Origin of the sequence: Rudaea sp., from assembly GCF_036560865.1 — a bacterium.
GTDB lineage: Bacteria > Pseudomonadota > Gammaproteobacteria > Xanthomonadales > Rhodanobacteraceae > Rudaea.
In genome coordinates this window covers 1-12366 of sequence record NZ_DATBQK010000134.1, presented here as the reverse complement: position 1 = coordinate 12366, position 12366 = coordinate 1, and the positions used below count along the sequence as shown (strand labels likewise).

Sequence of the window (12366 nt, the reverse complement as noted above, 5' to 3'; positions counted from 1 at the left end):
TCTCGCGCAGCTTGCTGACCAGCGGCGAAAAATCCGAGTCGCCACTGAGGATGACAAAGGTATCCACGTGTGCCTTCGTGTAGCACAGGTCGAGCGCATCGACGACCATGCGGATATCGGCCGAATTCTTGCCTGACTGGCTGACGTGCGGCACCTCGATCAGCTCGAACGACGCGTAGTGCATGGCCGAGCGGAAGTCCTTGTAGCGCTCCCAGTCGCAATACGCTTTCTTGACGACAATGCTGCCCTTGAGCAGCAGGCGTTCGAGCACCTTGTTGATGTCGAATTGCGCGTACTTGGCTTCGCGCACGCCAAGTGCGACGTTCTCGAAATCGCAGAACAGCGCGAGGTTGCGGATTTCGGGTTGTATGGCCATGGTCAAGCCTCCGTGCGGGGATGCTGCACTGTGCACGCGGGCGCTGCTGCGATCAAGACCTTGCCGGTGTCCGGATAGGTTGAACTTTGGTCAGCGGTCCAACGCGCTGCGCAACGCCTTGGCGAATTGCTTCGGGTCGCTCTTGCGAACCACCACGCGCGGCGTCTGGTGCCAGTCGGCGGCGCGCTGGATCGCCTGCGCGACTTCCTCGACCAACTGCGGCGCGATCTTGATGTCCGACTCAAGGAAAATCGCCTTGACCTCGAACATGCCATCGGCACGGTGTGCCTTGGCGTCGAGCCTGCCGATCAGGCGGCCGCGATGCAGAATCGGCAGCACGTAATAGCCGTAACGGCGTTTGTGACCGGGGACGTAACACTCGATCGTGTAGTCGAAGCCGAACATCGTGCTGGCGCGTTCGCGATCCCAGACGACCGGGTCGAAGGGCGACAGCAGGGTCGTATGCGTCGCCCGCAAGCCGCCGCGCTGCGCGCGATCGAGCAGCGACGCATGATCGCGATGCACATAGCCGGGATTTTCCCAGCCACGCACCTCGACACGAACCAGGTCGCCCGCTTCGACATACGGGTCCATATCGGCATCTTTGTATTTTTTCCCGCTGCGGAAATAATCGGCGATCCAGCGTGCCTGCGCGATGCCCAACGCAGCAACCGCGCCGAGCACGAATTCACAGCGGATTTCGGCGTTCGTCAGGACGTGATCCGGCACCGCATGCTTGGCCTGTGCGAGCACGCGTTCGCGCAAGTCATAGACGCGCTGAAATTTCTCGCGCCGCGCAACCATGAACTCGCCGAGTACGAACCAGGCTTCGAGCCAGCGCTTTTCACCCTTCCAGCCCCACCAGCCCGCTCCGCCCTGGCGCGTGCTTTCGAAATCGGCGGCTTTCACTGCGCCGTTTTCGCGCACGTGCGCCAGCAGGCGATCCATTTCCGCGCGATGCTCGCGGTGCATGCGCGCGGCATGCTTGTGCGCCCAATGATTCGCGCGCAGACCATCCTGATTGCGATGCAGCGGCAGATCGCGCATCGCCGCAAAGCAGGCCTCATGCGCCCAGCATTCGAAGATCGCGCCGCGCGCGAGCAGTTGGTCGAGCCACTCGGGCCGATAGTCGCCGAGCCGCGAAAACAGCACCAGATACGGGCTGCGCGCAACGACGTGAATGGTATCGATCTGCAGCAGGCGCATGCGCTCGATCGCAGCCAGCACCGACGTGCGCCTTGCGCGCGCACGCGGCGGCCGGAGCAGGCCCTGCGCAACCAGATGCAGGTTGCGCGCCTGCTGTATACTCAAAGCGATACGGTCGGTTAGCGAAGAGTTATTCTGCATAGAACTTGGCGCGGCAATTCCGGTCTATCTATCCGCTGTCCATTCCCGATCACTTCACTGGAGATACTCCCATGAAACCGCTGTTTCGTGTTGCTGTTTCCACCCTGCTGGCCCTGGGTTTTGCCGCAGGCGCGCAAGCGCAGCAGAAGACTGGTGAAACCCATTTCACCGACGCACAGGGCCGCGAAGTCACCGCCTATTCCACCCACCCGGCGCACGAAGCTTTTGGCCCCAAGCCGAGTTTCGCCCAGCTCGACGCGAACCACGATGGCGTGATCAGCCGTGCGGAAGCCGAAGCCTACCCGCCACTGGCCAACGATTTCGACTATGTCGCCGGTCGCGGGGAAAAGATTACTGCACGGCAGTACGCGAAGTGGGATGCGCGCTAAGACGCAAACCCGCCTAGGTTGATATCGCACACGCAAAAACCCTTTGCCCCGGAAAGGGGCAAAGGGTCCGATCGGAAAACAATTGCGTTAAGCCGCCGCGCGGACTTGGTCAGTGATGACCGCCGCCGCGGTGGCCCGCAGACCCCGAATGCACGCCGCCATGCACCGTCGCGTGTCCGCCGTAGCCGTGGCGCCAGGGGCCGTGGTAGTGGTGACCGCCGCAGCAGTAGCCTCCGCCGTAGAATCCGAGCCCAAGCCCGATGTAGGGTCCATAACCCCACCATGGGTTGTAGTAGTAACCGGGCGCATAGTAGGGATCCGCGTCGTCGTACGCGTCAACCGCGGCATTGCCGCCGTACTGACCACCGTCGTTGTACACCACACCGGTCCGCTGATAGTACGCGGGTGGATACACGCAACCGCCCAAGGCGGTAAGCGCCCCCAACAACAACGTCGTTCCGATAATTCGTGTTCCACGTTTCATGGCGTTCTCCCGCCTGTTCGATGACGACAATATACGCGCTCGCCGCTAAATAGGCGCTGACCGGTTTTTGTCTTTACAGTTCTTAACTTGCGAGATTTTTTTCGACCCAGACGGCAAACGCCTGCATGTACTTGGCGAGGAATTCCCGCGTCGCCGGAACGAGCTTGTCCTCCGCATCGAACAACTTGTTGACGCCGCCGATATAGGCTTCCGGCTGCTGCATCAGCGGCACGTTCAGAAACACCATCGGCTGGCGCAGGTGCTGGTTGGCGCCGAAGCCGCCGATCGCGCCCGGTGCACAGCTGACAATGGCGCCGGGCTTGCCGTTCCACACGCTGTGCCCGTACGGGCGCGAGCCGACATCCAGCGCATTTTTCAGCGCACCGGGCATCGAGCGGTTGTATTCGGGGGTGACGAACAGCACGGCCTGCGTCGGTCGCATGCGGTCGCGGAACTGCACCCACGCCGTGGGCGGCTCGGTGTCGAGATCCTGGTTGTACAGGGGCAACGCGCCAATTTCCACAATTTCCAATTTCAGCGTCGCGGGCGCAAGCTCGATCAACGCGTGCGCGATCTTGCGGCTGAACGCTTCCTTGCGCAGGCTGCCGACGATCACGGCAACGTCTTTGCTGCTCATGCTGGAATCTCCTGGTGGGTTCTGCTCAGAGGCCAAAATGCGGATGCACAATCTGTTCGAGAAACACGCCGATCACGCGCGGCTCCGCGACGATGGTGAATAGGATGCCGTAAGCCGCACCCCACAGGTGTGCGCTGTGGTTGATATGGTCGGTCTGCCGCCGTTCCATATAGAACGAATAGGCAACGAAAAGCACGGCGTACACGATTGCCGGCACCGGAACGACGTAGACGTAGATGGTGGCCCACGGCTGGATCAGGATGAACGCGAACATCACGGCCGACACGGCGCCTGACGCACCCAGACTGCGGTAGCTCGCATTCTCGCGATTGGCAAGATAGCTCGGCAGGCTCGCGACCACAATTGCGCTGACGTAGAACAACGCGAAGCCGAACGGGCCGAGAATATCGGCGTACAGCGGCTCCATGTAGCGGCCGAAAAAGAACAACGTAAACATATTGAAGAACAGATGCGTGGTATCGGCGTGGATCAGGCCGTGGCTGAGCAGCCGGTAGTACTGCCCTTTTTCAACCGCCGGTGGCCACAGGATCAATCGATCCACCAGCTGCGCGTTGCTGAAACCGAGAAATGAAACGACACAGGTGATCGCAATGATAAGCAGATTCGTGGTCATCGGGGTCCGTTAGCTTTTTCAAAAATTTCTGGGCGCCGGTGGGTTATGCTTTCCGGCAACGCACATGGTAGAGGAAAAAACGTGCTGACGAGTCACCCATCGAAGCGGAGCGCGTCACAGGTCGCGCCAGTCTGGATCGATCTGGTCGATCCCAGCGAGGACGAACGCAAGCAGGCGGCGGCGGCGCTTGGCGCGAGGCTGCCGACACGCGATCAGATCAGTGCGATCGAGTTGTCGAGCCGCCTGCGCTCCGACCAGGAAATCCTGCGCCTGAACATTCCCGCGTTCGTGCGCAACGAAGATGGCCAGGGTGCGATGACCCCGTTGGGCTTCGTGCTGACACCCAAGCTGCTGGTGTCGCTGCGTTATGCGGACTCGATCGCGTTCAAGCATATGGCCGAAGTCGCCGGCAGCGACAGCGCGCCGCACGATAGCATCGACACCTTCGTGGGCATCATCGAGGCGATCGTCAACGTCGGCGCCGACCGCATGGAAGCGATCGCATCGGACCTGTCCAAGCTGACACGTACGGTATTCGCCGACAGTCGCGACCAGCGCCGCCAGCTGCGCGGCGCCTTGTTCAAGGTCGGCAGCCTGCAGCGCCAGATCACCCAGATACGCGCGGCGATGCTCGGCGTGTCGCGCGTGGTCAGCTATCTGTGCGAAGTCTCGCCGCCATGGATCGACAAGAAGCACTACGGGCAATTCAAGACCGTGCACGCCGATATCGGCTCGCTGGCCGAGTTTGATCAGCAATTGAGCGACCGCTTGCAGTTCCTCCTCGACGCCGTGCTCGGCTTCATCAACAACGACCAGAACGACATCATGAAGGTGCTGACCGTGATCACGGTCGTGACGATTCCGCCGATGATACTCGCCGGCATCTGGGGCATGAATTTCAAGTCGATCGGCGAATATAACTGGCCGCACGGCTATGCGTTCGCGCTGACCATGATCGCGATCAGCGTGATCGTGCCGCTGCTATGGTTCAAATGGAAAAGGTGGTTCTAGCTGCGCTCGCCATTCCAGCGAAAGCTGGAATGACGATGTTGAAGTGTCCGCGATTAAACCTATTTCGTCGCACCCAGGTTGTTCGTCTTGTCGATAAAGCTCGCGACATTGTCGTGCAGCGCTTTCAACGACGGCAGATGCGCGTAGACCATGTGCCCGGACTCGTAGTAGTGCGTTTCGATATTGGCCGTGAGGCTCTGCGGAATCGGCAGATGACGCATTTCGTAGTCGGCCGTGTAGAACGGCGTGGCGAGATCGTAATAGCCTGAATTGAGCATCACGTGCATGCGCGGGTTGTACTTCATCGCTGCGGCGAGATCGGGAATCACATTCGGGAAACCCGGAATCGGAAACGGCGCACCCGGCTGTTTGTGCTCGAACTTCCAGCCCGGAAACGTGCCTTCGGCGAACAGGTTGTAGGTCTGGTCCTGGCCGAATTTGAGCTGCTTGCGCACATAGTCGTTGAATGCGGCGACATAGGCCGAGGAAATCGCAGCGGACTGCGGATCGTAGGCGGCGGACTGCTCGAGCGTGTCCATCGTCGGTCCGGAGAAGCGCGAATCCAGACGCCCCGTGGTCAGGCCGCGGTCGATCTGCAGCGTGTGCTCGAATTCGCCGCCGTTGACGCGCAGATCGGCGCGTTCGAGGTAGTCGGTCGGCAAACCGGTATACATATGCAGTTTTTCCGCAATCGCGTGCTTGCGCGCGGGATCGAGCGCGGTGCCCGCGGCGAGCGCTTGCGCGTAGTCGCCCATCGCAAACTGCTCAACCTCCGCAAGGAACGCCTTGAAGTCGGCCGGCTGGTTCGGCAATTTCTTGTGATACCACGCCGTCGCTGCATAGCTCGGCAGCACGAGTTGGTAGGACAGGTCGACGCCCGGATTGATCTGCGGAAAATCGATCAGCATCGCCATGTTGAGCACCTGCGAGAGCAGGATCACGCCGTTGAGATCGATCGCCTGTTCGTTCTGCAGGATGTTCGCGAGCAGGGCCGAGCGCGTCGTGCCATAGCTTTCGCCGAACAGATATTTCGGTGAATTCCAGCGCCCGTATTTCGACATGAATTTGCCGATGAACTGGGCGAACGCCTGCGCGTCCAGATCGACGCCGAAATATTCCTTCGGCCCTTTTTCCTTGTCGGCGAATGTGCTGAAGCCCGCGCCCGGCGCGTCGATGAAAACGAGATCGCTCGCGTCGAGCAGGCTGTAATCGTTGTTGACCAAGCCGTACGGCGCGGGCGCCGTGTGCTGGTCGTCATCGGTTACCACGCGTTTGGGTCCGAACGCACCCATGTGCAGCCACACCGTGGCCGAGCCCGGGCCGCCGTTGTAGATGAACATAATCGGCCGCCGCGCGGGCTCCACACCCTTCTTGAAATACGCAGCGTAGAAAATGCTGGCCGTGCCATTGCCTTTCTTGTCGTCAAGAATGAGCGTACCCGCGACCGCCTTGTAGTCGATGCGCTTGCCCTCGACGTTCACGCTGCCTTCGGTCTCTACCTGCTTCGGCGCGAGCTTCTCGGGCTTGGCGGCCTCTTCCTTTTTCGGTTCCGGTTTGGCGTCCTTCTCGTCATCGGTAGCGAACGCAAGGGTGTTGAAGGCCAACACCGCAGTCAAGGCAAGCAGGGAACACAGGCTACGCATCGGATCTTCCTCGGTATGGAGTCAAAACCCGGCCATTCTGCTGAATCGGGCGCCGGCTGCACAATCCCAGAAGTCATGCATATCCGCACTGGTCTCGTAATCGTTGGGTGGATATCGGCCGGCGCGATGACTTCCGGCAGTTCAAGGTCGCCGGCGGTGCAGGTATTGTCGCTGCGCAGCTTGCCAACGGGTAATCGTGCATGAAAAAAATGGTGCTCGCATGCGCATTGGCGCTGTGCGCTTCGACCGCGATGTCTGCGGAGATCGTTCCGATCGCAGCGGGCATCGATCTGATTCCCGGGGAGTTCGTTCCAAATCGGCAGCCGGATGGAAACAGCCTGATTTTCCGCACGCCAACCGGTCTGGTTGTGATGGATACGGGGCGCCACGCCGAGCACGCCCAGCGCATCCTCGCCTACGCGCAGCAGGCGAAGCTGCCGATCAAGGCAGTGATCAACTCGCATTGGCATCTGGACCATATCGGCGGCAACCCACGTATCCGCGCCGACTATCCCGGTGTGCAGGTTTTCGCGAGCGCCGCGATCAACGATGCAATGCACGGTTTTCTCGCCAACTATCGCAAACAGCTCGAAGAAGCGATCGCGCAAGCCAAGGATGCGAGCAAGACACAGCCGTGGCGCGATGAAATTGCCATCATCGACGCGGGCCATGCGCTGTATCCCGACGTGATCATCGACAAGACCCAGACGCGGCGCATCGCCGATCGTGACTTCGTGCTGCACCTCGAATCGCATGCGGTCACTGCCGGCGATGTCTGGGTATTCGAGCCGAAGACGCGCGCGCTTGCCGCGGGCGATCTGGTCACCCTGCCGGTGCCGTTTCTCGACACGGCCTGCCCCGCGCATTGGAAGATCGCGCTCGACGATCTTGCGCATGCGGATTTCAAGACGCTGGTTCCCGGTCATGGCGCGCCGATGTCGCGCGCACAATTCGAGGCCTATCGCAAGGCTTACGACAATCTGTACACCTGCGCTGCGAGCAGCAAAGAAAAAGGCATTTGCATCGATGGCTGGATCGCCGATGCAAAGCCGCTGCTCGGCAACACCGATCCGCGTTTCGTCAAATCACTGGTCGATTACTACCTCGACAATTCGCTGCGTGCGCCCAAGGCGAAGCTCGACAAGCTTTGCGGCGCCGCGCCCTCACCTGCTTCCTGACTGGCAATCGATTCGTCACCCTTGGAGAGACACTAATGCGTGCACTTTTGATTTTCGCGATCCTGGCCGCTTCCTCGACCCCCTTCGCTGCGACGAGTCCGCCGACATTCGGTTGCCCGGCGAGCATGGTCGAGCAGCATCAATTCGATTTCTGGGTCGGTCGCTGGGAAGTGCGCAACCCGCAGGACAAGGTGGTCGGCCACAGCCGGATCGAATCGATCAACGATGGCTGCGGAATTTCCGAGCACTGGCAAGGCAGCTCGGGTTCCAACGGCGTCAGCTACAACGCCTGGGATACCGACACGAAACACTGGCAGCAATTCTGGATCGACAACTCCGGCGGTCCGACACTCTGGCTGGCAGGCGGCATCGATCACGGCAGGATGATGCTCAGCGGTACGCAGACCAATCCGAAAACCGGGAAGCCCCAATTGCAGCGCATCACCTGGACGCCCAACGCCGACGGCAGCGTGCGCCAGCACTGGGAACAATCCGACGACAGCGGCAAGACCTGGACGACGTCGTTCGACGGGTTGTATCGGAAGGAAGTGAAATGATTCGCCGTGGCTGAAGCGTCGGCAGACGCACACGCGTCGACTCGTGGATCACGCTTGCCCATTGACGCCTCCCGGCGGAATCAGATTGCTTCAGGCCGCATATACGGAAACAGCAGCACATCGCGGATCGATGGCACATCGGCAAGCAGCATCACCAGCCGATCGATGCCGACGCCGAGCCCGCCGGTCGGCGGCAGGCCGACTTCGAGGGCCCGGATATAGTCGGCGTCGAAATGCATCGCTTCGTCGTCGCCGGAATCCTTGGCGTTGACCTGCGCGCGGAAGCGTTCGGCCTGATCTTCGGGATCGTTGAGTTCGGAAAAGCCATTGGCGATTTCCTTGCCGCCGATGAACAGTTCGAAGCGGTCGGTCACACCCGCATCGGTATCGTTCGCACGCGACAGCGGCGACACCTCGGTCGGATACGTCGTGATGTAGGTCGGCTGGATAAGCGTGCTTTCGACGGTTTTCTCGAAAATTTCGAGCAGGATCTTGCCCCAGCCGTATTCGGCCTTGACGTGGACGCCAAGTGCCTGCGCATGTGCCGCTAGCTTGGCGCGATCGCGCAAGTCGCCGCGCGCGATCTGCGAGTTGTGTTCGAGCACCGCGTCTTCCATCTTCCAGCGCTTGAAGGCCGGACCGACATCGATCTCGCGACCCTCCCAGGTCAATGCGGTGCGCCCGACCACATCGGCGGCCGCGCCGCGCACCATCGCTTCGGTCAAGTCCATGATCTCGTTGTAGGTGACATAGGCCTGATACAGCTCGAGCATGGTGAACTCGGGATTGTGTCGCGTCGACACGCCCTCGTTGCGGAAATTGCGGTTGATCTCATAGACACGCTCGAAACCGCCGACCGTGAGCCGCTTCAAATACAACTCCGGCGCGACGCGCAGATACAGATCCAGATCGAGCGCGTTGTGATGCGTCACGAACGGCCGTGCGGTCGCGCCGCCCGGGATGATGTGCATCATTGGCGTCTCGACTTCGAGGAAGCGCCGTGCATCGAGAAAATTGCGGATATGCCGCACGATGCGTGAGCGCAACTCGAACACGCGCCGCGATTCGGGCGTGACGATGAGATCGACATAGCGCTGCCGATAGCGCTGCTCGATGTCGGCCATGCCGTGCCATTTGTCCGGCAATGGGCGCAGGGATTTGGTCAGCAGGCGCAACGTTTCCACTTTTACCGAAAGTTCGCCGGTCTTGGTGCGCATCAGTGGCCCTTCGGCACCGACGATGTCGCCGACATCCCAGGACTTGAACGCCTCGTAGGTGTCGCCGAGTGCGTTGGCTTGCACGAAAAGCTGGATGCGCCCGCTCATGTCCTGAATCTGCACGAAGCTGACCTTGCCCTGGCCGCGCTTGAGCATCATCCGCCCCGCGACTTTCACGCGCCGCGCAACCGCTTCTATCTCGGCCGCATCCTTGCCTTCGAACTCCTGCTGCAGATCGCCGGCGAACGCGTCCGGAACGAAATCGTTCGGAAAAGCGATACCCTGCGCGCGCAGCGCACGCAATTTCTCACGCCGCTCGGCGATCAGCTTGTTTTCGTCTTGCGATGTGGTGGCACTTGATGCTTCGTTTTCACTCATGGTGTTGTCCAATATGCGGGGAGACGAATAGACGGGCAGACGAGGAAACGGAAGAGCCTCGGTTTCTCCGTCTGTCCGTCTGTCCGTCTGCCCGTTCTCATGCATCCACGCGCTTCGCACCCGCTTCCAGCCCGGATTTCAGGCTGGCCTCGATAAACCCGTCCAGATCGCCGTCGAGCACCTTCTGTGTATCGGTACGCTCGATACCGGTACGCAAATCCTTGATGCGCGATTGATCGAGCACGTAGTTGCGGATCTGGCTGCCCCAGCCGATATCGGACTTGGTCGCCTCAAGCGCGGCCTTTTCGGTATTGCGCTTCTGGATTTCCAATTCGTAGAGCTTGGCTTTCAACATCTTCATCGCACGGTCGCGGTTGGCGTGCTGCGAACGTTCGGTCTGGCAGGCGACAACGGTATTGGTCGGCACATGCGTGATACGCACCGCCGACTCGGTCTTGTTGACGTGCTGACCGCCTGCACCTGACGAGCGATAGACGTCCGTTCTCAAATCGGCGGGATTGATCTCGATGTCGATATCGTCGTCGACTTCGGGTGCAACGAAAATCGACGAAAACGACGTGTGCCGGCGGTTGTCGGAATCAAACGGCGACTTGCGCACCAGACGATGCACGCCGATCTCGGTCTTCAGCCAGCCGTAGGCGTACTCGCCCTCGACGCGGAACGTCGCGCTCTTGATTCCGGCCACATCGCCTGCGGAGACTTCCAGCAATTCGGTTTTCCAGCCCCTGTGCTCGCACCAGCGCAGATACATGCGCAGCAGCATTTCCGCCCAGTCCTGCGCCTCGGTGCCGCCTGCGCCGGCCTGCACATCGACGAAGGCGTTGTGCGAATCCATCTTGCCGGAAAACATGCGCTGGAACTCGAGCGCCTCGACCTTCTGCGCAAGCGTATCCACGTCGGCTGACACTGCCAGCGCGGTGCCCTCGTCGTTTTCGGCTTCGGCGAGTTGCAGCAGCTCTTCAGCGCCGCTCAGGCCTTCGGTCAAGGCATGGATGCCGTTGACGATCTTGTCGAGCGTCGCGCGCTCCTTGCCCAGCTGCTGCGCGCGCTCCGGATGGTCCCAGATGTTGGGATTTTCGAGCTCGCGGCCGACTTCTTCGAGACGCTCGGACTTCGTCTCGTAGTCAAAGATACCCCCTAAGCGACGCGACGCGGGCCTGAAAGTCCGCGATGCGTGCGTGAATCGGATTGGTTTCGATCATGATAAAAAACGCTGCTGCACAGCCCATGATTCTAGCAAATACACCGGCCCGCGTATCAGACGGATTCGAGATGACGGATCAGCAACTGCAGCGATTCCGCGCCATTCCAGTCGTTCACATCGAGCTGAAACACGGCACGTATGCGTGGCGGCGGCGCGCCAACCCCAACGTTGAACTGGATCGCGTCGAGCACCTGCGCAGAGTCTTCGCTGCGCAATTTCAAGCGCCAATGATTCTCGCCGACGCTGCGCCACGATTCGACCGCGAACACGCCATCGAACAACGGTTCGGCGAACGCCTGCCCCCACGGACCGGCATAGCGCAGCTGGCGCGCCAGATCGAGGGTGAGGTCCGCGGCATCCAGCTCGCCGTCGGTATACAAAATCGCATCGAGCTGTTCGCGCGCAAGATGCGCGCACGCGACGGCATCGAACTCGATCGCCAGGCGCGCGATATCGGCGCGACGCAGAGTCATGCCAGCCGCCATTGCATGGCCGCCATAGCGCAACAGCAGACCGGGAACGCGCGCATCGATTTCGACCAGCGCGTCGCGCAGATGGAAACCCGCAATCGAACGTCCTGACGCCCTTACTGTGTCCTTGCGGTCATCCTGATCGCAAAGATCACAAAGCGTGCGTCCATGCACGCACTCTTCAATTTTGCCCTCGCCCGCCGGTGCGCAGGCGATCACCGGACGGTTCAGCGTCTCCTTGAGCTTCGACGCGACCAGACCGACGACGCCGTGGTGCCAAGCGGGCTCGAACAGCACCAGGCCGACGGGCAGCGACTCCGCCGAGTGCTGCGCAATCCACTTCTGCACCGAAGCTTCCGCCTGATCGACCATCCCCGATTGCAGTTCGCGGCGCTGGTTATTGATCGCGGACAGCGCATCGGCCAACGTACGCGCCCGCGCAGGGGCGTCGCTGAGCAGGCATTCGATGCCCAAACGAATGTCGTCGAGCCGGCCCGCGGCATTGATGCGCGGTCCGACGACGAAACCCAGATCGCTGGCGATCGCACGCGCAGGGTCACGCTTGCCGCTTGCGAGCAAGGCGACGATGCCCGCACACGCGCGGCCGCTGCGGATGCGCTTCAAGCCGGCTTCGACCAGGGTGCGGTTATTGCGGTCCAGCGGCACCAGATCGGCCACCGTGCCGAGCGCAACCAGGTCGAGCAGACACGACAGGTCTGGCTCACCGATCCCACGCTCGGAATACCAACCTGACTCGCGCAAATGCGCACGCAGCGCAAGCAATAGATAAAACATCACACCGACGCCGGCCAACGCCTTG

At 61.0% G+C, this 12366-nt stretch carries 13 protein-coding genes; 4 read left to right on the top strand and 9 right to left on the bottom strand.

Translation table 11 applies throughout. From position 1 onward, the window contains the following. The coding region (locus VIE67_RS13205; protein ID WP_332026910.1) for an NYN domain-containing protein at positions 1-376 on the bottom strand (376 nt) is incomplete at its 3' end. 90 nt (positions 377-466) lie between these two features. Continuing rightward, positions 467-1687, bottom strand: a complete 1221-nt coding sequence (locus VIE67_RS13200; protein WP_332026909.1) for a winged helix-turn-helix domain-containing protein — start codon at positions 1685-1687, stop codon at positions 467-469. A gap of 107 nt (positions 1688-1794) precedes the next feature. On the opposite strand from VIE67_RS13200, the gene VIE67_RS13195 reads away from it, so the two are divergent. Further along, the gene (locus tag VIE67_RS13195; protein ID WP_332026908.1) at positions 1795-2112 is read left to right on the top strand and encodes a hypothetical protein; all 318 of its coding nucleotides are present in this window, start codon (positions 1795-1797) and stop codon (positions 2110-2112) included. Positions 2113-2221: 109 nt separating this feature from the next. Here the strand turns inward: VIE67_RS13195 and VIE67_RS13190 are convergent, their stop codons facing one another. The 3 genes from VIE67_RS13190 to VIE67_RS13180 all read right to left on the bottom strand — a co-directional run bounded on the left by VIE67_RS13190 (position 2222) and on the right by VIE67_RS13180 (position 3867). Beyond that, positions 2222-2596 carry a hypothetical protein gene (locus VIE67_RS13190; protein ID WP_332026907.1) on the bottom strand — a complete coding sequence of 125 codons (375 nt, stop codon included), beginning with the start codon at positions 2594-2596 and terminating at the stop codon, positions 2222-2224. Positions 2597-2678: 82 nt separating this feature from the next. Next, positions 2679-3233 carry an NADPH-dependent FMN reductase gene (locus tag VIE67_RS13185; RefSeq protein WP_332026906.1) on the bottom strand — a complete coding sequence of 185 codons (555 nt, stop codon included), beginning with the start codon at positions 3231-3233 and terminating at the stop codon, positions 2679-2681. Positions 3234-3258: 25 nt separating this feature from the next. Next, on the bottom strand, positions 3259-3867 hold the full coding sequence (locus tag VIE67_RS13180) for a rhomboid family intramembrane serine protease (protein ID WP_332026905.1): 609 nt from the start codon (positions 3865-3867) through the stop codon (positions 3259-3261). Between the two features lie 81 nt (positions 3868-3948). Between VIE67_RS13180 and VIE67_RS13175 the strand changes: the two genes are divergently transcribed. After that, positions 3949-4878, top strand: coding sequence for a CorA family divalent cation transporter (locus tag VIE67_RS13175; RefSeq protein ID WP_332026904.1), 930 nt, complete (start codon positions 3949-3951; stop codon positions 4876-4878). Positions 4879-4937: 59 nt separating this feature from the next. Here VIE67_RS13175 and VIE67_RS13170 read toward each other — a convergent pair whose 3' ends face one another. Next, entirely contained in the window at positions 4938-6521 is a 1584-nt protein-coding gene (locus tag VIE67_RS13170; protein ID WP_332026903.1) for a S10 family peptidase, read from the bottom strand. A gap of 200 nt (positions 6522-6721) precedes the next feature. Here VIE67_RS13170 and VIE67_RS13165 point away from each other — a divergent pair, with 200 nt between their 5' ends. Together VIE67_RS13165 and VIE67_RS13160 are read left to right on the top strand one after the other, a co-directional pair. Then, entirely contained in the window at positions 6722-7699 is a 978-nt protein-coding gene (locus VIE67_RS13165; RefSeq protein WP_332026902.1) for an MBL fold metallo-hydrolase, read from the top strand. Between the two features lie 35 nt (positions 7700-7734). Next, complete coding sequence (locus VIE67_RS13160) at positions 7735-8256, top strand: hypothetical protein (RefSeq protein WP_332026901.1); 522 nt, start codon at positions 7735-7737, stop codon at positions 8254-8256. 80 nt (positions 8257-8336) lie between these two features. Here the strand turns inward: VIE67_RS13160 and lysS are convergent, their stop codons facing one another. From lysS to VIE67_RS13145, 3 genes are all read right to left on the bottom strand, one after another. Next, positions 8337-9851, bottom strand: coding sequence for a lysine--tRNA ligase (gene lysS / locus VIE67_RS13155; protein ID WP_332026900.1), 1515 nt, complete (start codon positions 9849-9851; stop codon positions 8337-8339). Between the two features lie 97 nt (positions 9852-9948). Next, a protein-coding gene (gene prfB / locus VIE67_RS13150) for a peptide chain release factor 2 (protein ID WP_332026899.1) occupies positions 9949-11074 on the bottom strand; the annotation gives its coding sequence in 2 pieces (ribosomal slippage) (positions 9949-10998 and positions 11000-11074; 1125 coding nt in all). Between the two features lie 55 nt (positions 11075-11129). Then, on the bottom strand, positions 11130-12366 hold a 1237-nt coding region (locus tag VIE67_RS13145; RefSeq protein WP_332026898.1), incomplete at its 5' end, for a DHHA1 domain-containing protein.

Coding starts and splice junctions, on each gene's coding strand:
- VIE67_RS13195 (WP_332026908.1), top strand. CDS start 1,795: ATGAAACCGCTGTTTCGTGTTGCTGTTTCCACCCTGCTGGCCCTGGGT.
- VIE67_RS13190 (WP_332026907.1), bottom strand. CDS start 2,596: ATGAAACGTGGAACACGAATTATCGGAACGACGTTGTTGTTGGGGGCG.
- VIE67_RS13185 (WP_332026906.1), bottom strand. CDS start 3,233: ATGAGCAGCAAAGACGTTGCCGTGATCGTCGGCAGCCTGCGCAAGGAA.
- VIE67_RS13180 (WP_332026905.1), bottom strand. CDS start 3,867: ATGACCACGAATCTGCTTATCATTGCGATCACCTGTGTCGTTTCATTT.
- VIE67_RS13170 (WP_332026903.1), bottom strand. CDS start 6,521: ATGCGTAGCCTGTGTTCCCTGCTTGCCTTGACTGCGGTGTTGGCCTTC.
- VIE67_RS13165 (WP_332026902.1), top strand. CDS start 6,722: ATGAAAAAAATGGTGCTCGCATGCGCATTGGCGCTGTGCGCTTCGACC.
- VIE67_RS13160 (WP_332026901.1), top strand. CDS start 7,735: ATGCGTGCACTTTTGATTTTCGCGATCCTGGCCGCTTCCTCGACCCCC.
- lysS (WP_332026900.1), bottom strand. CDS start 9,851: ATGAGTGAAAACGAAGCATCAAGTGCCACCACATCGCAAGACGAAAAC.